We start from the raw sequence: 24,735 nt of genomic DNA on the forward strand, positions 1-24,735 counted from the left end.
CAAACTAGCATAACAATGGATCTGGCAAGATACTTACTGATAAACCAGATCCAATGTTATGACATTAATAATCACGTCTACTTTCTACTGTATACGTAAAGCTTTCCGCACGATAATAGCCCAGATTATATTCAATGGGCCGACCTGATTGATCAAAAACAAATCTTTTACGTGACAGAATAGGTGCACCTATCGCTATTTCTAATTTATCTGCGATAAATTTATTGGCTGCCACTGCGTCAAGCTCTTCTTGGGAAAGATCAGCTACAATGTGAAAATCGGATTCCAATATTTCATATAGTGGACGTTTAAAATCTTCGTCTCCAGTCAGACCAATACGGGGGTGAAAATAAGAGATAAAATAAACAAATGGGTCATCTTTTTTTCCCCGCAACCGCTCTAGCTTGAGTAATTTTAAATCTTGAGGTATATCAAAAAACTGAGAAATTGCCTTATCTGGAATTCCCCAACTAACATGAAGTTCAAAATTCTTCACTTCGATTCCCCTGTTTTTCATCTCTTGCGAAAAACTAAGCCAATTCTTAGATTTAGAGCTGAATTTAGCGTTTGCTACTTTCGTACCAATCCCTTTCTTCCTGATTAACAAGTCTTCATAGACCAATTTATTAATCGCTAATCGCAAAGTCGAACGCGAAATAGCCAATCGTTTCGCCAATTCAATTTCATTTGGTAGTAATTTTCCATCGATATATTCAGGCAATTTGATTAGCTCTCTTAACAATGCCTCTGCCTGTAAATGTAAAGGTATGGGGCTTTTATGGTCTATTTTTAGATTCATCGCTTTTAGTACTTAAGCTAAAGTAAGTTTTTTTGCATTATTAAAAAAATAAATATATGTTTGTATGTATATACATACAAATTATAAACCTTGATATGAATAGATTTTTCATCCTTATTCTATGTATCGTTTCTTTAGGTGGGCTTCTTTTTGGATTTGATATGGCTGTTATAGCTGGCGCATTACCTTTAGTAAAACAATTCTTCGGACTGACACCAAACCAAGAGGGGATATTCGTCAGTTCAGCTTTGATTGGCTGCATAGTCGGCGTGCTTTTCACAGGGAGTTTTAGCGATAAATATGGTAGAAAACCAGTACTTACCGTAGCGTCAATATTATTCTTAATTTCAGCCGTAGGTTGTGGAGTCAGCTCCACCTATCTAATGCTTATTATCTTTAGGGGTATTGGCGGTATAGGTGTTGGTATTGCATCCATTGTGGTTCCCCTTTACATAGCTGAAATATCTCCAAGCCAATTTAGAGGTAGAGCCGTCACGACCTACCAACTCGCCATTACATTCGGTATTCTAATCGCTTACGTCAGCAATTATCTACTTATTCAATACCTCCCTTCACAGAACCAGGGATTATGGCGCGTCATGTTCTTAGTTGGAGCAATTCCTGCTATATTACTCTCAATTGGTGCTTATTTTGTTCCTGAAAGCCCGCGCTGGCTATTAAAAGTTGGCAGAAACTGATGATGTCACAAAAATTAACACTAAACTTAATCTTCCTGACCTGCATGAAAGCGTGCCAGAAAGTAAGGGCAATCTAAGGGATCTTTTTTCACCGATATATAGAAAGGCATTCCTACTAGGTGTTTTATTACCGCTATTCTCTCAGTTAAGTGGCATTAATGCCATTGTTTATTATGGGCCCACCATTCTGTTGGACTCAGGTATTTCGATGAGCAATTCCTATCATGCACAGTTGTTTTTTGGTCTAGCGAATGTACTATTCACTTGTTTTGCAATTTGGAAAGTAGATAGTTGGGGAAGACGCCCTCTTTATATTTTCGGAACATTAGGGACAACGCTCAGTTTAATCGTCACGGGCTATTTGTTTACACAAAATCAGGAAATCAACAATACTGCTCTTATCATTTCGATTCTTTCTTTTATGTTTTTCTTTGCTTTTTCTATTGGTCCGCTCAAATTTGTGGTTGCTTCTGAGATTTTCCCAAATTCTATCCGCGCGCGTGCTATGGGGATCAGCATTTTAGTCATGTGGATTTCAGACGCTATTATTGGACAATTAACACCCATGATCTTAGACTCCTGGGGAGCCCGTTATACCTTTTGGCTATTTGCTTTCTTCTGTGCTATTGCTTTTATAACAGTACTGTTATTTTTACCCGAAACAAAAGGTAGACCTTTAGAGGAAATAGAAAAATATTGGAAAGATAAAGCGCGCAAATAAGCAACAGATACCTTCAACAGATTTCAAAAATATTAAACATGCATACCAACACAGACACCAAAACTTTACAGTACGATATCAGGCCTTCTTTCCAAGCAGAAGGTGAGATATCATCATCTTTCACCAAGCTGGCTCATACCTTAATCGATAATAATATACATATCATCGATGGTTTTATCGGTGTAAATTGGGAATTTGTCATAAATAAGATCAAAAAAGAGTTTGAAGATTACGACATTATTCCCCATTTCGTAGCTATCGATGATGCGCTTCTTTCCGAAGAGATTATCAATAATCTAGTCATGCCCTATCTGGGAGGAGACGATCCTCTTTTTGGTAAAAAATCACTGCTTCCATTATCGTCCTTTTTTGATACAAAAAAAATTGAGCAATTTCGTGAGGCGTTAAGGGAGAGTACAGAATATATCATCTTTTATGGAGTTGGTGCAGCTCTTCTAGATAGCACTAATACACTCATGTATGTCGATCTTCCAAAAAGCACATTGATCCAACGTATGCGTGCTGGTCAAGCATGGAATTTAGGATGTAGTAATTCAAAAGATCCAAAACAAATATACAAAAGGTATTATTTTATCGATTGGGAAGCACTGAATGACCACAAAAGATCAATCTTACCTCGAATCGAAATCATGGCTGACCAACAGTCTGACGAAACATTGCCCTGGATATTAGGCCGTGATTTAAGACAAACATTGCATCAAATGTCCATCAACTATTTTAGGGTAAAACCTACATTTGAATCGGGTGTTTGGGGAGGACAATGGATGAAGGAACATTTAACAGGGATAGATCAAAATGCAAAAAACTATGCTTGGTCTTTTGAGATGATTGTGCCTGAAAATGGATTAACATTAAAATCTAACGACCAAGTTCTCGAAATCTCATTTGATCAATTGATGTTTTCTGAAAGTAAAAATGTCCTCGGACTGGCTCAGTCTCGATTTGGTGTTGAATTTCCCATCCGATTCAACTTTTTAGATACATTTGATGGTGGAAACCTATCTATACAATGTCACCCAAGTCCGCAGTATGCAAAATCTGAATTTGGAGAGAACTTTACCCAGGATGAGACCTACTATATCGTAGACCGAAAAGGAGATGCTCAAGTATATTTAGGTTTTCAAGAAGATATTGACCAAGAAAAATTCCGATCCGCATTGGAACAGAGTTTTGAAACAGGCGAATCCATTGCCATAGATCAATACATTCAAATGTTCGAATCTAAAAAACATCAATTATACTTAATCCCCCATGGAACTGTACATTCATCTGGCATTGATAATCTGGTATTGGAAATTAGTGCCACACCATATAATTTCACTTTCAAAATGTATGATTGGGTGAGACCAGACTTAGATGGAAAACCCCGTCCATTGAATATCAAACGTGCTTTTGACAATCTCAATTTTAACCGTAAAGGCGAGGTCGTCAACGAGACGCTAATTGTTAAGCCTATCACTCTGAAGATTGATGATCAAGCCGAGAAAGTACATTTACCTACCCACGAAGATCATTTTTACGACGTGGTTCGTTATGACTTTGATAGAGAAATACGGATTGAAACCAACAATCAATGCCATATCCTGATGTTAGTGGAAGGTGAAGCTATTGAACTGACCACAGCCAACGGAATGAAACAAGTATTTCATTATGTTGAAACTTTTGCGATTCCTGCAGCAGCAGGATGGTATCTACTTCGAAACCTTGGAACGCAACAGGCAAAAGTAATCCAATCTTTTGTTAAAGATTCAAAATGTAACCAATTTTAAACTAAACATTTAATATTATGAAACACCTATTTTTTGCATTAGCATCCTCTGCTCTCCTATTTTCCTGCAATCCGAATGGAAGTAAAGGAAAGCAAGAAGAATGGCAGTCAACCATGAAAAATGACAGTAGTTTTCAACTTGTCAAAAATATGGCTACCAATACCATAAAATCTGGTTTCAATGCTGGTGATGGATATGAAGAAGTTTGGATCAGAGATTATAATACTTTTATCAATTTGGCTACCCTGGTACATCCGCATGAACAGATTAAGGATCAGTTATTGCTATTTTTCAAATTACAAGGAACTGATGGGAATATTGCAGATGGATTTGTAAAAAAGTCTAGTTTGAAAAATGGTATATCGGACTATTATACGATGACCAGTTTACTTGCTCCCGACCACGCGGCACATAAAAATACGGTAGAAACGGATCAGGAGACTTCTTTAATCCAAGCTGTTTCAAAATATATAAAAGCATCTCAAGACACAGCTTTCTTATCTACTAAAGTCGGCAACAGTACGGTCAAAGATAAGATGGGAGACGCACTCCAATTCTTAATGAATGAAAGATACAATACAACTTATGGGTTGTTATGGGGAGCTACTACTGTGGACTGGGGCGATGTCCAACCCGAACATGATTGGGGAGTACATCTAGACGAAAACTCACATATAGCTTTGGATATTTATGATAATGCGATGTTTCTAATAGCTTTGGACAACTATATGGAGTTGGTTCCGGAAAAAGCATCACATTGGCAACCTATCCGAGATAATATAGCTTCCAACACAATGAAACATCTTTGGGATGAGAAAAATCAGAAATTCATACCTCATATCTATATCAATGGATCACCATTTGCGTCCGACTTTGATGAGAATCAAATCTACTACCATGGTGGAACAGCAATTGCCATTGAAGCCAATCTACTGAGTAAAGAACAGATTAAAATAGCATTAGATAAAATGGTTAAAAACGTGAAAGATGCTGGTGCCGCCACGATCGGTCTGACCATCTACCCGACTTACCCTGCGGGTTCATTCAAAAATAAAGGCATGTACCCGTATGGTTATCAAAATGGTGGCGATTGGACCTGGTTTGGTGGCCGTATGATTCAACAGTTGGTGAAAAATGGTTATGAAAAAGAAGCATATGAACAGATGAAGCCGATGTTGGATCGCGTTATAAAAAATAAAGGATTTTATGAATGGTATACCAAAGATAATCAACCCGAAGGATCTGGAACTTTTAGAGGAGAAGCTGGGGTATTATATGATGCCATTACATTATTGGAAAATCATTAAACTAATTGCCAATCAAAATGAATAGTAGAGGACTCTAATCGAGTTAATAAGCTCTATTTTAAAATTCAAAAAGTGATTAAAAAGGTGTAATCATAAGATTACACCTTTTCAATACCCATCTCCCATTCTTATAAAAAAACAAGCTTATCTTATTTATCTAATGTTAAATTTAAGTTCCAAGATATTCTTTCCGTTGAATTTATTAGCATAATCCTGATCTAGCAAATCAGCACGTTCAATTTTCACTTTAACACCTGGCTCTATTTTACGTAAACTATAGGTTATATTTTTTGTTTTTCCTTTATTTTCAAGTCCCAAAGTAAAAAAGGATATCAATCCTGTCATTTCATATTGACCATTCACCTTTGTTCCATCGGTATAGGATGTATCTCGAGGCTGAAAGATAGCACCACCATTTGTCTCAGAATTTGCATTGGCAATCAAATTATCCGCAGTAAGAAATGCTTTATAGTTCTTTGCAGTCGAGAGATTCTCGACGTACTGCTGTTGAATTTCGGCACCACTTTCATCAAATATTTTCAGGTCCATCTTATAGGCAAGTTCTGCATTCAGATTAGTTATATCATTTGACATTGCGTTACCAGATGCATCAAAATTAATTGTAATCACAGCTCCTTCCTTGGCACTGCTAACACCATGAAAATGATTTCCATGTGCCGCTCCCTTTGTCCCCAATAGTTCAGTAAACTGTAAAGAGGCGCGTACTTCTTCACCGAGTATGGGAACATGCTCATCTTTTTTGCAAGATACAATGCCGAATAAGATTCCTACATAAACGAATAGCATTGCGGATGTACTTTTAATAAATTTTGTTTTCATGATTAGATTTTGATTTAGTAAAAAACTTAACATATACAAGTTGTTATATTGCAACTCTGTTGCAAATATAAATAATATTACAACAAATGCAACATAGTTGCAATATTTATAGTAAAAAACATCATTCTCCAAAAGATTTCAACATAGACTTATATCTTCAATGGTGAATAGATTATTATACTGTTATATATAGAACCTGGATTTTATAGATTAAAATCAAACATCAAATCAATATATACCATTGATTTTCAAGCAAAAACAGCTATATTTAACATGAATTTCAACCACATAAATAATGTCCTATGGAAGACATGATACTTTACAACCGGTTACAGTTTGCTTTCACCATTACCTTTCACTACCTGTTTCCGCAATTAACGATGGGCCTCTCCCTCATGATCGTTTACTATTTTCTTTATTTTTCAACTCCCAAGGTAAAAAAGATCTCCATCCAGTCAGTTCATAATCAAATTACTCTTTAACGACCATTTTTTAATTAACCTTATTAAAATACAACAAAATTAACTATATTTACTCTATACTAATCCAAATTATGAACAAATATATACTTTCAAGTTTTTTAATCTTGTCCGCATCAGTCGCATTTGCGCAACAATCAAAATTATTTATTGAAGTTGGTGGATCTTATCAGCAATCCAACGACAAGCAACATTTAGGAAATTCTAAATACTCTTATTTCAGGAAAGCTCCAATAATAGGGACAGGTTTAGGTTACCAACTCTCAGGACATTCGACCATAGGCATACAATATTCACATGAAAAGGTGAGCTATGAACAGAATAACATATTTACACACTCTGAAGGTTATTCAGAAAGTTCCTATAAAAGCAATATCAAAACAAACAGCTTTGGAGTATTTTACCGCTATTATTTTAGAGATAAGGAAACTTCAAAATGGAACGTATTTGCAGAATTATCCCCTTCACTTGAAAAGAGCAAAGAATTTTCTACTGAATTAAACATCAACTATAATGCCGAATCTCAAAATACTCAAACCCTGACAGATGTCACTATTAACCGAGAATCAAATAGTTTGGACGGTTCCATATCCATTGGCTCATCTTATCAAATTAGCCCAAAGTGGGCTCTTCAATTGAGTTTGAGGTCAATTGTGCAGGTACAACACCAATTTGGCGAGCTTAAAGCAACCCGGTATCGTATTTTTGAGCAAATCTTATCCAATAATTTTTTCAGCGTACAATACCAATTTTAATATGAAAATTTTTCAGTCTATACTCCTATTGACCTTTATCGGTGGCCTGACAAAAATTAGTCATGCACAAGAAAAAAAATTTGTTTTATCTGCACCATTACAATATTCCGCAACGAATAATGATAACAATTTTGTACAGTCCAAAAATGCGCATGATTTCCTGATTAATCCACAACTGATATATCGGATCAATAAGCATTGGGCTTTTGGCCCTATAATGAGAATCGGAATTAGTAAACGAACCCAAGGAACCTCAAATGATTCACAATATGACGCGTCCAATATCAACGCAACCTATAAAGAAAAATACACGACCATGAAATATGGACTTAACCTACAACGTTATTTATATGATAATGACAAAGTCCAATTATTTACTGAAATCAATGGATTATTTGGAAACTTCAAACACAAAACAGTTGAACAACCAGATGGTACAATTTTAAATTTTAATAGTCAAAATTACAATTCATTTGAGACCGGTTTACATATAGGTGGACGATATCAATTCACGAAAGCTCTAGGAATTGAAGCTCGCATCAATCAGCTAATATCATATTCTGAAAAAAGTTATAAAGAGCAGGACGATAAAAACTCTCAAATTAATGTCATAAGCAATGTCTTTAACAATGCATCTATAGGTATATCCTATAGTTTTTAAAAAAAACTAAACCATCCTGCAAAATACTCAAAATTCTGCAGGATGCCCTTAAATCTTTAACACCAAATAAATCAGAGTACTATATTGTTTCTCAAACAAAAAACAGCTATATTCAATACCATTTTCAACCTAATCAAAATGTCCTATGGAAGACATGATACTTTACAACCGGTTACAGTTTGCTTTCACCATTACCTTTCACTACCTGTTTCCGCAATTAACGATGGGTCTCTCGCTCATGATCGTTTACTTTAAATGGAAATTTCTACGAGCAAGGCTTGAAGATTACAATCATGCCGCCAAATTTTGGATGAAGATATTTGCTTTGAACTTCACCATGGGGGTCGTAACTGGAATCCCGATGGAGTTTCAATTCGGCACGAATTGGGCTAAATTCTCTGAGCTTACAGGGGGAATAATTGGACAGACATTGGCAATGGAGGGTATGTTTTCCTTCTTTCTTGAATCCTCTTTTCTGGGCATGTTTCTCTTTGGAGAAAAGCTCCTTGGCCATAGGTTGCATTTCCTTGCAGGCCTGATGGTTTTTTTAGGATCTTGGGCCAGTGGTTTCCTCATTATTGCAACCCACTCCTGGATGCAACACCCCGTCGGCTATGAAATAGTAGCAAATGGAAAATTTGTCTTAAACAATTTCACGGCATTATTCAATAATCCATGGCTTTGGCCATCTTACTTACACAACCAAGCTGGTTCATTGATTACCAGTTCCTTTTTTGTAGCAGCAGTAGGTGCTTTTTATCTATTGAGCGATAAACAGAGTCGATTTGGAAAAATATTCGTAAAAACTGGTGTTATATTCGGAGTCATTTCCTCTATTTTAGTTGCATTTCCAACTGGTGATATGGCCGCCAAAAATGTGGTAAAATACCAACCGGTCACCTTTGCTGCCATGGAAGGTATCTTTAAAACCGAAAAAGGAGGGTCAGAGATTGTTCTCATCGGACAGCCTGATATGAAAAATAAGAAACTAGATAACAAGATTGCAGTTCCCAATGTACTCAGTTTCCTAACCTATCAACGTTGGGACGCAGAGATTAAGGGATTAAATGAATTTGATGAATCAATACACCCAACCAATATTCCAGGTCTATATTATGCTTACCATATTATGGCAGGACTAGGAACGATATTCATTGCAATCATGGTGCTGGCAACCTTTCTTCTGTGGAAAAACAAACTTTATCAAACTAAATGGCTTTTGTGGATATTGATGTTTATGATTCCATTTCCTTACATCGCTAATACGGCAGGTTGGTATACAGCAGAATTGGGTAGGCAGCCTTGGCTGGTATACAATTTAATGCGGATGGTCGATGGCGTTTCGCCTACTGTTTCCTCTGGAAATGCATTATTCACGCTATTAGGATTTATAGGTCTTTATATCTTGCTTGGATTGCTGTTTTTAATGCTTGTTTTAAAAATTATAAGAAAAGGTCCCGAAGCTCAAATCAATTTAAAATAAAGGTTATGGAAATATTTTGGTTTATCGTATTAATGGTCATGCTGGGAATCTATGTTATTCTTGATGGCTATGATTTTGGAGCGGGAATCGTACATCTTTTCTTTGCTAAGACCGAGGAGGAAAGAAAAGCCGTAACCAATTCCATTGGACCATTTTGGGATGCTAACGAAGTTTGGCTCATTGCTTCAGGAGGTGTTTTATTTTTTGCATTTCCGACCTTATATGCTTCGGCTTTTAGCGGTTTTTACTTACCCTTGATGCTGGTACTTTGGTTGCTTATCTTTCGAGCCATTAGTTTAGAACTAAGAGGGCAGGTCCATAACCGTATGTGGGAGATGATGTGGGACAAAGCTTTTGGTATTGCTAGCCTTTTACTAGCGCTCTTTTTTGGGGCCGCCTTAGGTAATGTCGTTCGCGGCGTGAACTTAGGTATGGTTGAAAATGGTATTTCTACACAAGAACCCCATTATTTCTTTTTAGCACTCTGGAATCCCACATTTGATCCTTTGGCCGAGCACCAAGGTGTCATCGACTGGTTTCACCCTCCTCTTGGGCTTAGTGGCCGTCGTTACATTGACTATCCATGGAGCCAATTGGATTATCCTAAAAACAGCGAGCACCTTAAACCAACGCCTTAAAGGCTTTATTTTCAAGCTTAACTTTATCCTTTTATTCTTAGTGTTACTATCGGCATATGTATGGCACTATGTAAAGCCGATTTCACTTCATAACTTTGAATCCAATTATTGGTTGTGGGTATTCCCCTTCATAGCCGCTGTTGGACTATTTGGATTATTTAGAATTGAAAAATTCCAAAAAGATATTTCAGGTTTTGTCTTTTCATCGCTTTTTATTTTCGGAAGTTTTGGTTCTACCATAGCATCGATGTTCCCTATCCTATTACCTTCTACAAATAATATCAATCCTTCTTTAACCGTACAAAACATGGCAGCCCACGAATATGGTCTATCTGTAGGTGTGGGTTGGTTCGCTGTTGCAGCCGTATTAGTGATTATCTATTTTATCATTCAATTTAAGGTATTTAAAGGAAAACTGGATGATGTAGGTTATGGAGATCATTAGGACGTTTTCTTCAGATATACTTAGGTATTTACAAACAAAAGCCATCTTGAAGGATGGCTTTTGTTTGTAAATACCGCATTAAACTTACTTATCTGCCCAATAAGGAACCGTGTAACAGTATTTTGTATCACCAAGAAGAAATTAAGTAGTATACTTAATTTATTACTTTACAAAATATTGATATAGATTGGCTAATTTAATAATAGCCTAAAAAAAAGCAGCAAGATGACCAAAGTCATCCTGCTGCTTAATAAATATAAACATATGAAATTAAAATTTCCCGGTACGTTTATCCCACCACATCTGTTCACCCCAAACAAAGTCTTTTACTTTACTAGCTGCAGCTTCTACGTTCGCTTTATTATTCAAAAACTCATTATTTGGATAAGGTAATCGCCATGGTTGATCATTATGTTCCTTCCCATATATAGAATTTAATGATGGATAATTCGTAGAAGGTATCCCTGTTCTCCGGTACAATGACCAGGATTCAAAATTTTCTTTAAATAGAGCTACCCACATATCCCACCAAATCCTTTCTTTTGTTTGATCAAATTTACCAGCACCTTCTAAGTATGCAGCAACATCTTTTTCAGAAACACCATTATCATCCATGGATAGTTTAACGGCCTTTTCATAAGCGTCTTCAGCCGAAATCCCCACGTTGTAACCAAGCATTGCTGCTTCAGCCAGAATGTAATACGTTTCACATGATTTGTAAAATGGAGTAGACCCCGCAGCTTTGTTCATGTACATATCTCCGATCCATGAAACAGAAGTTAAACTGGAAGGTCCTGATTTTGCTCCATTTGGATATCCCCTATATTCCCCATCATTCGCTTTTTGAGCAATAGAGGCGATACGTGGATCTTCAGTTTTTAAAAGGTGATCAATAAAAATATCTGATAGGCTCCAATTATTGATTCTATTGCCTACTATACCCGAATCATACCAAGGCTCATAATATGGTGGAGCACCAGGATATCTGAGGTAACAGTTGTCTTCATTTGTTTCCATAACTGGGTACTTATCTTTCTGGGTGGCAATTTCCTCGATGGTTTTTCTTGCTAATTCAGGTGCTACACCTGAAATACGCATGGCTAAACGTAGACGAAGCGAATTACAAAACTTTTGCCATCTGATCATTTCTTCGTTTAAAGTTATCGAATTATCTTGATAGATGACGTCACCAGTTCCGATTTCATCAGTTCCAAAGCCTTCTGCCATTTCATCAGCAATTTTTTTCAAATCCGCCAATATTGCTGGATAAATATCTTCTTGTTTATCATACTTTGCCATTAAAATATTCCCTTCTGCCTCAGTGCCTTTTATTGCTTCAGTAAAGGGCACATCCCGCCATCCATCTGTTAAATAGGACCACATGTAGTTCTGCCATATTCGAGCTAAGAAGCGGACATTTTTATTTCCCTCAGCTGTACTTTCAGTCTTTACCAGTAAATCCTTGAGCTGCGTATTATTGTAATAACACGCATACCAGCGATTACCAAAGGTATTGTTCGTCGGAACTAAGCCCGACATATAATCCATGTACTGGATTTTCACGATATAACCAGCAAATGTTCCATAGCCGTCCACATCACCTCCAAATGATTGTCCTGTATTTCGAAATACATTGGCTAAAATATTTAAGGGAGGGCCATGGTCTAAGGCATCTGGATTTGTATTGATTTTTTCAAAATCTTTTGTACATCCTGAAATAATCAACGCCATCAGGCTAACTGGTATACTTATTTTCTTAATTAGATTGTTCATGTTCATATCATTATGCTTTCAACTATTCTAATCTCTTTTAAAAGGATTAAAATGTTACCCCTAATTTTAAACCAATACTTCTTGAACTTGGCACCGATGCCTGTTCAAAGCCCACTCCTCTGCTATCACTAGAAACCCCACTAGTTTCAGGATCCAATCGCATGGTATTGGACTTATCCAGCCATAACAATGCTAAATTTGAACCAATGACAGAAACACTTGCACGTTTTATCCCTTTAATGCTACTATAAAGATGCTGTGGCAAGGTATAAGTAACATAAGCTTCTCTTAATTTCAGAAACGAACCATCAAAAACATACATCGCTGCTACTCCTCCTGATTCGTACCAATCTTGGGCGTTTGTTTCAATGGTATTTTCCTTCCATCCACCGTTGCCATCAGCCATTACGAAACGTTCGTTTTTCATGACATCTTTACCCGCAATAATAGCGCGCTCACGAATCCCATCTTCAGCAGTAATTTCTGCGATACCTGCACCATAAGCGTGACTCATAGTTTGAGACCAGATATCGCCACCTTTACGAAAATCCAACATGAATCCAAAACTAAACTCTTTATATCTAAAATCATTTCTAAAGCTCAACAAGTAATCCGGTGTTACATTCCCAATTACCTGACCAGCATTAGGCTTAACTAACCCTTGATTAGTCACTTTAATAGCACCTTTCATCGGCCCATTCTCAACTCGATCATATCCTTGTCCGACCAATGTTCCCCAAGGCTGTCCTACCTTCGCCTGATTTGCAATTCCCCAAGTCCAACCGATTTGATACGTATCCAGATTTAATTGTGGATATAATTCTAATATTTTATTTCGGTCTTTTGAATAATTCAAAGTTGATGACCAATTAAGTCCAGTTTCATTTTTCAGAATATCTCCTCTTAATTGCAGTTCGACACCTTTACTTTCGATATCTCCAGCATTTAATATCATACTACTGAATCCAACTACATTAGATGTTGTGACCGGTAAGATTTGCTTGCGTGCATTTTTATGATAGTATGTAAAATCAGCATGTAAGCGATCGTTAAAAAGTCCGATTTCGGTCCCCACTTCCCAAGTATTAATACTTTCAGGCTCTAAATCTCTGTTTGGATAAATCATGCTTTTATAGATTTGAGCCACTCCATTAAAAGAACTTGCCTGAGCAAAATAATACTGCCTATTTCTATAGGCTGAAGTTGCATTTCCAATTTCAGCCACATTGAAACGTAATTTCCAAAAAGAAAGGACATCACCTCTTAAATTCTCAAAAGTAGTCGTCGGAATCCAGCTCAGATTTAATGAAGGATAGAAAAAGGATTTTGTAATGGTAGATGACCAATCATTACGTGCCGTTACATCCATATATAATTGATCCTTCCACCCAATTGAAGCCATACCATACACAGAATTTGAACGAATATGACTATGATCCATGAGCGTTATGGCATCCCCCACGCGATTAGATATTGTATATACTCCGGGTACTGTAAGCGCATCCGCACCCATAGTACTATTTTCTACCTGTGCATCTCTATAATTTGCTGCTGCTGTCGCTAGAATATTAAAATCACCATACTGTTTATTAAACGTCGCAATGAAATCCAAATTCAATTCCGTATTATTAGTTTTCATATCTCGAAAACTGCCATAAGGATTATCATAATTATAGTAATTAGATTGGAACATCTTTGCATTAAAATAATCCAAACCTGCCCGACCTTCGAACTTCAAATACTCAGTAGGTTTATAGTACATAGATGTTTTTCCAAATAATCGATTACGATTCAAAGAATTCGTTGTCTTATTCATACTAAAGTATGGATTAACATGATATGCCGAGTTCCAATTGTAAAACGTATAATCTCCTTTTTCATCCAGTTGATTCCAGTTATCCTTTAAACTTTTCATATTGACCTGTCTTCCAAACCAAATAAAGCCATTGATAGGATTCGCTGCGTCGTAACCCTGCATCACTAGATTATCACTTTCAGTTCTGGAATAATTAGCCATCACATCGTACGATATTTTATCAGATATTGTATAGGAATTATTCAGCTGAACACCATATTTTTTTTGATCCGTATTTGGTACCGTACCTTTTTGATTCCGATAAGACATTGCCACACGAGTTGTTGAACGCTCACCATTAGACAGTAAAGACAGATTATGGTTTTGAGAATAACCCGTTTGAAAAAATTCCCGCACATTATTTTTATGCGAAATCCATGGAGTTGCCTGTCTTACACCGTTGATAACTGGGCTATCAAATTGCGGTAAATTTAAGCCAATGTCCATACGTGGACCCCATGATTCATCAAAACCATCATTAACTCCAGTATCAGAGTCTCCTGTTCCATCTACGTAAAAGAAAGAACTATCTTGCGCATATTGCTGATAAGTTAAGCCATTCCCTTTTCCATATAGTCCAAAACTATACTCATCCCCACGTGAACCCTGACCATACATATTTTGAAACTTAGGTATAGTAGCTGCCTGATCGACTGTAAAACTTCCATCATAAGCGATACTTACACCATTCTTGGCTTTTTTTCCAGATTTCGTTGTAATCATGATAACACCCTTTCCTGCACGCATACCATATAATGCTGCTGAACCACCTTTCAAAATGGATATGCTTTCGATATCTTCCGGGTTGATATCATTTAATCCAGAACCATAATCAACACCTTGATAGGTGTTGTCCCCAGACCGTTGCGTATCATTGCTAATAGGTACACCGTCTACAACAATCAAAGGCTGCTGATCAGCTTGTAGCGATGAATTGCCTCTTATAGATATTCTTGCGGAGGCTCCAACTGCTCCACCAAATTGGTTAACCTGAACACCTGCTGCTTTACCAGCAAGTGCACCAGTCAAACTTATTTGTCCGGCATCGGTCAGTTCTTTTGCTTTGACTTCTTGTACAGCATAACCCAAAGATTTCTTATCTCTTGTAATACCCATGGCTGTAACGACTACTTCATCCAAATTTTGGGTAATTGAATTCAACGTAATTTCGAGGTTTGTTTGATTGCTGAGATTGATTTGTTTTGGATTAAAACCAATCGCAGATACACTCATAATTCCTGTTTCCCTGTAGGGAATACTATACTCGCCATTTGAACCGGATTGAGTTCCTGTACCATCTTTTAAGGAAATGGATACTCCTGGGATGGGCTTACCATCTTGATCGACGACCCTACCCTTCAGTACGGTCTGTGCATATAAAGCTGAACCTGCGAGTAAATTCACCGCTAAAAATGCAATAGCTGTTTTCTTCATAAAATCTAAGTTTCAAGGGGTTAGTCATTATCCATATGTAATAACTAAGTTAACAACACAGCAAATCGAATGTTAACCGAATTTTAACAAGTAGCAGTTGTATTTTAACCTTAAATGTTAAAAAAGGACCTTAGTATTAATTTAGAGAAATAGGTATTACCTCACCTGAACTCGGACAATTACATAGCCGGAGTAAGTGCTTGCTTATAGTTGTGAATATATTCTTTTGGATTACATCCTACAATTTGTTTAAATACACGATTAAAGTTAGTGATACTGTTAAATCCGCAATTATAGGCAATAAATGAAACGCTATCCAAATACTCTTCATTCAATTGATGACAAACCTCCTTAATCCGAATTCGGTTGAGATAGGACACAAAAGTAACTCCGCAATGTTTTTTAAAGTATCTACAAAAGGCTTGTGGAGTTAGATTTGCATGATTCGCAACGTCTTCTAAAGTAAGTTCCTTTTTAAAATTACTTTTGATATAATTACATATTAATGTTATTCGACTACACTTTCCATCGACAACCTTAGCCCCGATTCTTTCCGCACAAAGTGGATCCGTCTCTTTGGATATACTTGCTAAAGATTTCAACAAATAGAAGAAATGCATCAATTTATCAATCTGATCTGCTGACTTTAATTTTAATACACGTTCTGAAATCTGCGCAAAGTAAGTCTCTGGAACTTTAAACCCTCTAGCGTTAGAATAAATAAATTGGTTTAGGGAATCGAACTCTCCTAAAGAAAACAATGACTTTAATTTTCCATTGGGATCAAAGAAAATGGAAATTGATCGAGATTCATTTGTAAATCCATCTTGTGTTGCGGATTTAAAGACATGTGGCTGATTAGCTCCTAAAAAAAACACATCATTTTCTTTAAATGAGTGCAGGGTATCTTCAACGACTAAAACGCCACGACCTTTTACTACCCACATTAATTGCGCTTCTAGGTGTCTATGCAAATGTGGATAGAAATAATCCATCACATCCTCTTGTACCGTCAGACTTTGACCTTGTATCGAGGGTACATTAAATTGAAGTGTTTTCATAGAATCTCCATAATGAAAGGTGAACAATAAATTATTATTTGGTTAATCTAAATATAACAACTAGATTTTAATAAATTCAAATGTCATTGAAACATTTAAATAATTCGCTTGTAAATCCGCACCATCCTCTTCCTATATGATATTCTTCCGCTAGCGTAAACAGTTTGCATAATGTTATATATTGAACATATTTTTACTCTTTAAAATAAAACAGGTTAATATATAAATAAACTTAGATAAATTTCTATCAATTTTGCCCGAAAATAATTTTCAACTTTATACAATTCAAGGATAAAATAAATTTAGAATAGAGCATGTGCCCCGATATTATTGTAACAAAACTAAAACAGACTGCGACTTCCATTTTTTTGGAATTGCCTAATCCATATTTAAAAACCGTTAAAGAGGAGTTACATCAGCCTGAAAATGTATACCCCTATGATAATAGAATAACAAGATTGCACGTAACTTAAAGAAAATAAACTTCACAAAAATCACCTAAGAAATTTCAATAGAATTTACGGTGGAAAAGTCAAATAATACGATTAAATTAGTCCATTATGATGAACGACATCTTGCAAATCCAAATAAGGTTCTTACTATAAGCTCTACAAAAGTAAATTTGAATCTCTTTAAAAGTTAATCTCAATAAAAGAGATCTTGAGATAGACAAAGTAGATTTAAGATAATAAAACTGCACTTTAGCGACTCATCAAACATTAAGAATCTGTAATCTATTAAATTGTTAAATAAAATATTATGATGAAAAAAATTCAAATTATCATCCTTGTATTCCTCTCATGCTATATGCCCCATTACCTTATGGCCCAACGGGTATGGACGGAAGATGGTGCACAATATTATGAATTCACAACTAGAGGTATCGAAATTATCAATCCCAAAAATGCAAATCGGACCATGTTCTTGGCCAGTGAATCTCTAATTCCAATAGGTACACAGAAACCGCTAAAAGTAGATTTATTCAGTCTTTCGGATAATAGAGAATGGATACTGATTTACACCAATAGTAAGCGGGTCTGGCGAGAAAACACCCGTGGCGATTATTGGGTCTATAATCAAATATCCAAGGAACTAAAACAAATCGGCAAACAATTCCCTCCTTCTCAGCTCATGTTTGCCAAATTCAATCCTCAAGGAGATAAAGTAGCTTATGTAAATAAAGAAAATCATAATATCTATATTGAAAACCTCTCCAATGGTGATATCACACAAATTACCAAAGATGGCACCGATCGCATCATCAATGGCACATTCGACTGGGTTTATGAAGAAGAATTCGGTTGCAAGGATGGCTTTCGATGGTCTCCTGATGGCGAGTCGATTGCCTACTGGAAACTAGATGCACAGGGCATCCGTAATTTCCTGATGATAAACAATACCGATAGTATTTATTCTTATACAATTCCAATCGAATATCCTAAGGTAGGACAATCGCCAAGCGCAAGTTCAATCTGGACTTATCAACTTGCTACAGAATCTAACACTAAAATAAATATTCCCGGAGATCCTTATCAACATTATATACCTCGTATGGAATGGTGCTTGGACAGTAAACAATTGATCTTGCAACAACTCAATCGAAAACAGAATGAAAGCAAAATCTTCACCGTTGCGTTACAGTCCAATAAAGCGAATAATATACATACAGAAAAAAGTGACTCTTGGATAGATATTAAAGCAAGATGGAATAATAACAATCCAGCAGGTTGGGATTGGATACAACAAGGAAAAGCCTTTATTTGGGTATCCGAAAAAGACGGTTGGCGCAAAATCTATCAGGTGGACCTGATGGGTAATGAAAAATTGATTACAAAAGCTGATTATGATATCATTAATTTTGATTTTCTGGATTCAAAAAATAAGACAATTTATTTCACAGCTTCTCCAGACAATGCAACTCAAAAATATTTATATAGCGTATCGACGGAAGGCGGCACTCCCAAAAGATTAACCCCAGCATCCTACACAGGAAACCGCCCATTATGACATCTCTAAAAATGGTCAGATTGCAATCTTCGATTTCAGTAATCACCGTGAATTAAAAAGAAATGCTGTAATCAGTTTACCATCACATCATATTTTAAAGGATTTTGACATCAAACAACAAAAGAATACAAGTGACGGAATTGCAGAATTTTTTAAAATAAAAACGGTTGATGATGTAGAATTAGATGGATGGATGGTTAAACCCTTGGATTTTGATCCCTCTAAAAAATATCCTGTAGTCTTTATGGTCTATGGTGAACCTGCATCACAGACTGTCTTGGACAATTATTATGCAGGATACAATCAACTCTATCAAGGCAGCATGGCTAAAGATGGCTATATCTACATTTCCTTGGACAATCGCGGCACTCCCGCTCCTAAAGGTAGCCACTGGCGTAAAAGCATTTATCGCCAGATTGGACAACTGAATATCAAAGATCAAGCAATGGCCGCCAAAGAAATATTAAAGTGGCCTTTTGTAGATAGCACCCGTATAGCTGTTTGGGGATGGAGTGGTGGTGGTTCCAGCACATTGAATCTTTTGGGACAATATCCAGAAATATACAAAACAGGAATTGCAATTGCAGCTGTCTCCAACCAGCTCCTATATGACAATGTTTATCAGGAAAGATACATGGGTCTCCCGCAAGAGAATTTGGCTGATTTTGAAAATGGTTCACCTATTAAGTATGCGAAAAATATAAAAGGAAACCTGCTATACATCCATGGTACGGGTGACGACAATGTGCATTATCAGAATGCTGAAGTACTCATTGACGAGCTGATCAAGCATCAGGTGCAATTTCAACTGATGGCCTACCCAAATCGAAGTCATTCAATCAGCGAGGGTAAGGGTACAAATGAGCATTTAAAAACGTTATTTACCAATTATTTAAAACAACACTGCCCTCCTGGCGCTAAATAATTAACACCTATGAAAAGAAAACTATTATTTGCATTGAGCAGCATGCTATTAATAACAAGTTTGCAAGAAGTATCCGCTCAGTTAATGGTAAAAAAAGATGAATTTACCAGAGACGATTCTCTACGTGGTAATTTAACACCTTTGCGAACTTGCTACGACATTCAATATTACCATTTAGATGTCAAGGTGGATGTGGATAAGAAATTTATATCAGGTTCCAATTTATTTCGCTTTATAGCAACAGAAGATTTCAGCCGCCTGCAATTTGATTTATTTGCCAATTTAAAAGTTGATAAGGTGGTATATCATGGCAAAGAACTTCCATTTACCAGAGAATATAATGCAGTATTCGTCGAGTTTCCAGTTACCATTGTAAAGGGAAAGCAGGATGAATTTATTGTTTTTTATGAAGGACATCCGACTGAAGCGAAGCGTGCCCCATGGGACGGTGGATTTGATTGGAAAAAAGACAGTAATGGGAAACCATGGGTTGCAACAGCATGTCAAGGAATGGGCGCCAGTGTCTGGTGGCCCAATAAAGATCATCAGTCCGATGAGGTTGACAGTATGATGATTTCGATAGCTGTACCAAATGAAGTCATGAATGTATCCAATGGCCGCTTGGTTAAAGTGGAGAAAATGAAAGACGGCTTTACTAAGTATCACTGGAAAGTAGACAATCCGATCAATAATTATAATGTAGCTATCAACATTGGTGACTATATCCATTTTAAAGAAAAATATAAAGGTGAAAAAGGTCCTTTGGATATCGATTACTATATCTTACGTGAGCATGACCAAGTCAAAAATAGACAACACTTGCAGAAAAATGCCAATCAGACACTTGAAGCTTTTGAACATTGGTTTGGTCCGTATCCTTTTTATGAAGACGGATACAAATTAGTAGAAACATCTCATTTGGGGATGGAGCATCAGAGTGCTGTTGCTTATGGCAACCTGTTTCAAAATGGTTATCGCGGTCGAGATGGTTCAGGAACCGGTTGGGGAAAAAAATGGGACTTTATTGTCGTACATGAGTCTGGTCATGAATGGTTTGGAAACAGCATAACATCAGCTGATTTAGCAGACATGTGGATTCATGAGAGCTTCACCAATTACTCTGAAGCCTTATTTATAGATTATTTCTATGGTAAAGAAGCTAGCCAAGCTTATGTACATGGCAATCGAAATGGCATCCAAAATGACAATCCTATCCAGGGTCCCTATCATGTAAATAAAGAAGGTTCGGGAGATATGTACCCTAAAGGTGGTGTTATGCTCAATATGATTCGTACCATCATCAATGATGATGAAAAATGGCGTGCTATATTAAGAGGATTAAACAGTACATATTATCATCAACAGGTGGACTACGATGATATTGTCAACAATATCATACAAAAATCGGGCATAGACTTGTCTAAGGTATTTGAGCAGTATGTCCAACACACGTCAATCCCAATACTCGAAATCCGCCAAGACACTACGGGAAAAGTTTTAGGAAGGTGGATCAGTGAAGTCAAAGACTTCCATATGCCGATCCATATTGGTGCAGGCAACAACGCTAAACAACTTATTGCATTAGATAAACACTTCAAAGAAATAAATATTACAGGATTGAATAAGGAAAATATAGCCATTGACACCCACAATTATTATATCGGAGTTTTAATTGAATAAGTCTACCTAAAATAAGAAAGACCTCTAACGAGGTCTTTCTTATTATTATTTACTTTACAAACTTTATTTTCTTTCAATTCGAGTCACTGTCGGCAACATGACTTCCACTTCATATGTTCCCTCCATGAGTATCCGAAAGCCAAAAACAGGATTGACATTGCTATTGGGCAGACCATCAACCTGCGCAAACTGCATCGGGATACGATAATAATTTAAATATCCCCAGTCGGTCCCATCCTTACCTATCAATTTTGCCAAGGGAAATGGCGCTACCTCAAAGTCACAAATCATCTCCGTATCCGTTACTTGGACAGGATTAAACTTAACGTGAGATTCAAACATGGGACGATCTCCTCTTTTTACAACTTCACCATTTTTGGGATTAAATGCTTTACCATTTTTATCCACTATTTTTAAAATTACACGTGCTCCTTCATTTGATATCTTGGTACACTTTAATTTCGGAGAAGTAATCGTTGTAAAAACTTCTGAAGCATTTGACCCCGTTGCTGCTTGATAAGTAACTTCAAACATATCCTCTATTACAGGATCTATAATCTCGATTGTTGCCAATTTTGGAAATAATTTTTGCCCTGTGGGATTACTCATCTTCACATCAAATGTATATCTCCCCAAGGGTAAATTGGTAGAAGCCCTGTTAAATACCAATTGGCCACTAACCGTATTAAATTCCATTGGTGGTTTTTTGACCGTTTCTCTCTTCTTATTCAAGAGTTCTACCGTTGTATCAGTTTCAGCATTAAAGACCATACCAGGTTTAAAGGTTAGGATATCAAATGCTTCAAAAAACACTTTTGGAGCAGCTTCTTCTGATGATTCTTGCCGCAAGTTTATGAGTTCAAATTGATACGGGGGAGTCGAACCGTCGGTATTGATACGATCGGACATCGTCAATGACATTCCTCGTTTACAAAAGATGGTATTATCCTTATATCGGATATCATCACTCAAAAAACCGCTTTCAATTTTTGTACAGCTACCAATGATTGCTGAACTAAAAATCAATATATAACAGGATAATATTTTCGTCTTCATAAGATTTTTTTAATTTGCCATTAATCCAGCATTAAAGAATAATCGATGAGAATTGGCCAGGACATGCAATACTCCGGTCGTCGTAACTATGCCCGAGGTTTGGCAGTCAAAAGACTTATCTTGTTCATCTTTTGGGATTGCAGTATAATCAGGTTCCTCCGCATCCAATGTACCAATTACCTTGGTGAAGTTGAGGTAATCCACATAATCCAAATAGTCGCTATAATCACGGGTTCTTCTCAACTTAATATTAAATCTAACGTTGGGAATTGAGCCGAATTTACTTACGAAGTACTTATTATCCGGGGTTAAATCTTGACGATTTATTTTCCCATCAAATAGGTATATCATCATGGAATCTCTCAATTCTTTTGCTGGTATATTATCGATACCAAATGAGATATTCTCATCGCCTACTTCTATGATTTTTTGTTGCTTTTTTGCTGCCACATAATCTCTTACTCCGTAGTCAGTCGTGGCAAAAAAAGTAACATCTCCATTGATGACATCTTTCAACCCCGCATGATCAATAATTCTCACCAATGAGTCGAAGCTACCATGCTCTTTCAAAAAGTCATAGGTAGAGCGATTAACTTTAGGGTCACTAACTCCGCCATCAACTTTATAATTATCTTTGCTACATGATAAAAAAATCATGAACGCCAATACGAATAGTCCTACAATCTTTTTCATAAATTCAATATTAAAAATTTAAACTTTACCTTTCCAAAAAGAAGTTTGTATCAACTTATTATTATTCTTGAACAATGCCGGATTGATAGGCCAATAAAAGCCTCCCTGCAAGAATCTAGACTCCGACAACCATGGAACGAAATTCACAAATTGACGTGTTCGCAGCAAGTCATACAATATTTGTCCTTCAAGATATAACTCTTTCCCTCGTTCGATTACATATTCATACATGACCTCATCTTTACTAAGCGCATTGCTTAAAAGTGTAGTCTCATCCGAACCATTACGCTTTCTGAAATCATTAATGATATCAACAGCTTTGGAAATTTGGTTTTTATACAAAGCTATTTCCGCTTCTAACAACTTCATATCGGATAATCTAAAGACAATCATATTATTACTGATATAAGGGTCTAGTTTCTGAGAAGCATTACGATAAACTACATTCTGATATTTGACACAAGTTGGTTTATCACTTTGTAAATCTGTGAAATTTCTCTTGCACCGTATGTCGCTATCATCAAACACACGAGAAGGCAATCCCTTCCATTCCCATTCATTCTTAGTAGCATTCCAGTACCAATCCCAAACTTCCTCTATTTTATAAAAGTGATTCGATAAATATTCTGGGGTCACAAAACATCTGGAGTCAGTACCAACGGTGGATAGTTGAGCGGTACGTAAAAACATATTCGCAATATGTTGATTTGACCCTTCCCTTGTGTTTTCACTCATCGCTATTTCAAAAATCCCCTCTTTGGACAATCCCTCAAAAGTTTTGTAATAGTTTGCAGTATCTGTTAGCGAATACATACCGCTAGACATAATTTCTGAAATTGCCTGTTGCGCCTTATCCAATGATTCTATTTCTGGTTGAGACGAACTCAGATTAGACATAGTTGCTTTCCATAGATAAAAATGCGCTAATAGTGCATTTACAGCCCCTTTGTTGGCCGTCACTTTAGCATTACCCATCATCGTATACTGCCACGGCAATAATTCATGAGCCATCTGAGCATCTTTTTCAATCTGATCCATCACTTCCTCTTTTGTACTTCGAGGTAGTTCGGGCGCAGAAATCGGATCATCATACTCCTCTGTTACTACAGGTACTTCTCCCCATACACGTAACATCATAAAATAGGTAAATGCTCTTAAAAAATGAGCCTCACCCAAAATTTCATTTTTAAATTTTGTTGGGTTAGTGACATCCGTAAGCAGTTCATCACCTACTTTTGCCGCACGGTTAATGATGATATTACTCATCGTGATGGCTTTATAAAATTTGCTCCAGTCTGCAAAATTCTCGACATTGTACTGAAACGTATAATCGCCATTTTGAATACCCTCTAAACCATCCCCATTATATTGGATGGTAAAATATGACTTTGCTACAGCATCGCCATACATAAAATAACGCGGACTGGGGTTCCAATTTCCCGAATTCATCACATCCCTAACCAAAGCATAATTTCCGGATAGAGCACTTCTTAAATCTCCTGAACTTTTCCAATAAGCCTCAGAAAAAGTGGAATTAATGGGTTCTTCTGTTAGAAATTTTTTACATGACCCCAACGTAACAACCAGCAACAAAAGGGTCACAATTTTATAATTTATAATAGCTCTTTTCATAAT

Annotated in this window: 21 protein-coding genes; 13 read left to right on the top strand and 8 right to left on the bottom strand. The window is 36.6% G+C overall.

Translation table 11 applies throughout. The annotated features are described in order from the left end of the window. Nucleotides 1-64 precede the first annotated feature (64 nt). The gene (locus ACFX5U_RS14715; protein ID WP_400261192.1) at nt 65-799 is read right to left on the bottom strand and encodes a GntR family transcriptional regulator; all 735 of its coding nucleotides are present in this window, start codon (nt 797-799) and stop codon (nt 65-67) included. 95 nt (nt 800-894) lie between these two features. On the opposite strand from ACFX5U_RS14715, the gene ACFX5U_RS14720 reads away from it, so the two are divergent. Genes ACFX5U_RS14720 through ACFX5U_RS14735 form a run of 4 tightly spaced genes read left to right on the top strand, consistent with a single transcriptional unit; the run spans nt 895 to nt 5,315 of the window. Beyond that, nucleotides 895-1,497, top strand: coding sequence for an MFS transporter (locus ACFX5U_RS14720; protein WP_400261193.1), 603 nt, complete (start codon nt 895-897; stop codon nt 1,495-1,497). After that, nucleotides 1,484-2,218: an MFS transporter gene (locus ACFX5U_RS14725; protein WP_400261194.1), complete on the top strand. Its 735-nt coding sequence runs from the start codon at nt 1,484-1,486 to the stop codon at nt 2,216-2,218. Before ACFX5U_RS14720 ends, ACFX5U_RS14725 begins: the two co-directional genes overlap by 14 nt. 38 nt (nt 2,219-2,256) lie before the next feature. Continuing rightward, the gene (locus ACFX5U_RS14730; RefSeq protein ID WP_400261195.1) at nt 2,257-4,008 is read left to right on the top strand and encodes a class I mannose-6-phosphate isomerase; all 1,752 of its coding nucleotides are present in this window, start codon (nt 2,257-2,259) and stop codon (nt 4,006-4,008) included. Between the two features lie 17 nt (nt 4,009-4,025). Continuing rightward, nucleotides 4,026-5,315: an amylo-alpha-1,6-glucosidase gene (locus ACFX5U_RS14735; RefSeq protein WP_400261196.1), complete on the top strand. Its 1,290-nt coding sequence runs from the start codon at nt 4,026-4,028 to the stop codon at nt 5,313-5,315. Between the two features lie 153 nt (nt 5,316-5,468). Here the strand turns inward: ACFX5U_RS14735 and ACFX5U_RS14740 are convergent, their stop codons facing one another. Further along, a complete protein-coding gene (locus ACFX5U_RS14740; protein ID WP_400261197.1) occupies nt 5,469-6,155 on the bottom strand; it encodes a hypothetical protein in 687 nt (228 codons plus the stop codon). A 311-nt stretch (nt 6,156-6,466) separates the two neighbouring features. Between ACFX5U_RS14740 and ACFX5U_RS14745 the strand changes: the two genes are divergently transcribed. The 6 genes from ACFX5U_RS14745 to ACFX5U_RS14770 all read left to right on the top strand — a co-directional run bounded on the left by ACFX5U_RS14745 (nt 6,467) and on the right by ACFX5U_RS14770 (nt 10,616). Beyond that, a complete protein-coding gene (locus tag ACFX5U_RS14745; RefSeq protein ID WP_400263603.1) occupies nt 6,467-6,637 on the top strand; it encodes a cytochrome ubiquinol oxidase subunit I in 171 nt (56 codons plus the stop codon). Between the two features lie 71 nt (nt 6,638-6,708). After that, nucleotides 6,709-7,389 carry an outer membrane beta-barrel protein gene (locus ACFX5U_RS14750; protein WP_400261198.1) on the top strand — a complete coding sequence of 227 codons (681 nt, stop codon included), beginning with the start codon at nt 6,709-6,711 and terminating at the stop codon, nt 7,387-7,389. 1 nt (nt 7,390) lies between these two features. Continuing rightward, nucleotides 7,391-8,050, top strand: coding sequence for an outer membrane beta-barrel protein (locus ACFX5U_RS14755; RefSeq protein WP_400261199.1), 660 nt, complete (start codon nt 7,391-7,393; stop codon nt 8,048-8,050). A 145-nt stretch (nt 8,051-8,195) separates the two neighbouring features. Next, entirely contained in the window at nt 8,196-9,533 is a 1,338-nt protein-coding gene (locus tag ACFX5U_RS14760; protein ID WP_400261200.1) for a cytochrome ubiquinol oxidase subunit I, read from the top strand. A gap of 5 nt (nt 9,534-9,538) precedes the next feature. After that, nucleotides 9,539-10,171: a cytochrome d ubiquinol oxidase subunit II gene (gene cydB / locus ACFX5U_RS14765; RefSeq protein ID WP_400261201.1), complete on the top strand. Its 633-nt coding sequence runs from the start codon at nt 9,539-9,541 to the stop codon at nt 10,169-10,171. Then, a complete protein-coding gene (locus ACFX5U_RS14770) occupies nt 10,092-10,616 on the top strand; it encodes a cytochrome d ubiquinol oxidase subunit II (RefSeq protein WP_400263604.1) in 525 nt (174 codons plus the stop codon). Before cydB ends, ACFX5U_RS14770 begins: the two co-directional genes overlap by 80 nt. Nucleotides 10,617-10,886: 270 nt before the next feature. Here ACFX5U_RS14770 and ACFX5U_RS14775 read toward each other — a convergent pair whose 3' ends face one another. The 3 genes from ACFX5U_RS14775 to ACFX5U_RS14785 all read right to left on the bottom strand — a co-directional run bounded on the left by ACFX5U_RS14775 (nt 10,887) and on the right by ACFX5U_RS14785 (nt 16,739). Continuing rightward, entirely contained in the window at nt 10,887-12,389 is a 1,503-nt protein-coding gene (locus tag ACFX5U_RS14775; protein WP_400261202.1) for a SusD/RagB family nutrient-binding outer membrane lipoprotein, read from the bottom strand. Between the two features lie 46 nt (nt 12,390-12,435). Further along, a complete protein-coding gene (locus ACFX5U_RS14780) occupies nt 12,436-15,678 on the bottom strand; it encodes a SusC/RagA family TonB-linked outer membrane protein (protein ID WP_400261203.1) in 3,243 nt (1,080 codons plus the stop codon). Between the two features lie 179 nt (nt 15,679-15,857). Continuing rightward, the gene (locus ACFX5U_RS14785) at nt 15,858-16,739 is read right to left on the bottom strand and encodes an AraC family transcriptional regulator (protein ID WP_400261204.1); all 882 of its coding nucleotides are present in this window, start codon (nt 16,737-16,739) and stop codon (nt 15,858-15,860) included. A gap of 759 nt (nt 16,740-17,498) precedes the next feature. On the opposite strand from ACFX5U_RS14785, the gene ACFX5U_RS14790 reads away from it, so the two are divergent. The 3 genes from ACFX5U_RS14790 to ACFX5U_RS14800 all read left to right on the top strand — a co-directional run bounded on the left by ACFX5U_RS14790 (nt 17,499) and on the right by ACFX5U_RS14800 (nt 21,351). After that, the gene (locus tag ACFX5U_RS14790; protein WP_400261205.1) at nt 17,499-18,746 is read left to right on the top strand and encodes a DPP IV N-terminal domain-containing protein; all 1,248 of its coding nucleotides are present in this window, start codon (nt 17,499-17,501) and stop codon (nt 18,744-18,746) included. Nucleotides 18,747-18,939: 193 nt separating this feature from the next. Then, nucleotides 18,940-19,671: an alpha/beta hydrolase family protein gene (locus ACFX5U_RS14795; RefSeq protein ID WP_400261206.1), complete on the top strand. Its 732-nt coding sequence runs from the start codon at nt 18,940-18,942 to the stop codon at nt 19,669-19,671. Between the two features lie 9 nt (nt 19,672-19,680). Beyond that, nucleotides 19,681-21,351, top strand: coding sequence for a M1 family metallopeptidase (locus ACFX5U_RS14800; RefSeq protein ID WP_400261207.1), 1,671 nt, complete (start codon nt 19,681-19,683; stop codon nt 21,349-21,351). A gap of 63 nt (nt 21,352-21,414) precedes the next feature. On the opposite strand, the gene ACFX5U_RS14805 is transcribed toward ACFX5U_RS14800, so the two are convergent. Genes ACFX5U_RS14805 through ACFX5U_RS14815 form a run of 3 tightly spaced genes read right to left on the bottom strand, consistent with a single transcriptional unit; the run spans nt 21,415 to nt 24,732 of the window. After that, nucleotides 21,415-22,407 carry a hypothetical protein gene (locus ACFX5U_RS14805; protein ID WP_400261208.1) on the bottom strand — a complete coding sequence of 331 codons (993 nt, stop codon included), beginning with the start codon at nt 22,405-22,407 and terminating at the stop codon, nt 21,415-21,417. A 9-nt stretch (nt 22,408-22,416) separates the two neighbouring features. Next, complete coding sequence (locus ACFX5U_RS14810) at nt 22,417-23,100, bottom strand: hypothetical protein (protein ID WP_400261209.1); 684 nt, start codon at nt 23,098-23,100, stop codon at nt 22,417-22,419. Between the two features lie 18 nt (nt 23,101-23,118). Next, complete coding sequence (locus ACFX5U_RS14815) at nt 23,119-24,732, bottom strand: RagB/SusD family nutrient uptake outer membrane protein (protein WP_400261210.1); 1,614 nt, start codon at nt 24,730-24,732, stop codon at nt 23,119-23,121. Between the last annotated feature and the right edge of the window lie 3 nt (nt 24,733-24,735).

It is taken from the genome of Sphingobacterium sp. SG20118 (assembly GCF_044740685.1).
GTDB lineage: Bacteria > Bacteroidota > Bacteroidia > Sphingobacteriales > Sphingobacteriaceae > Sphingobacterium.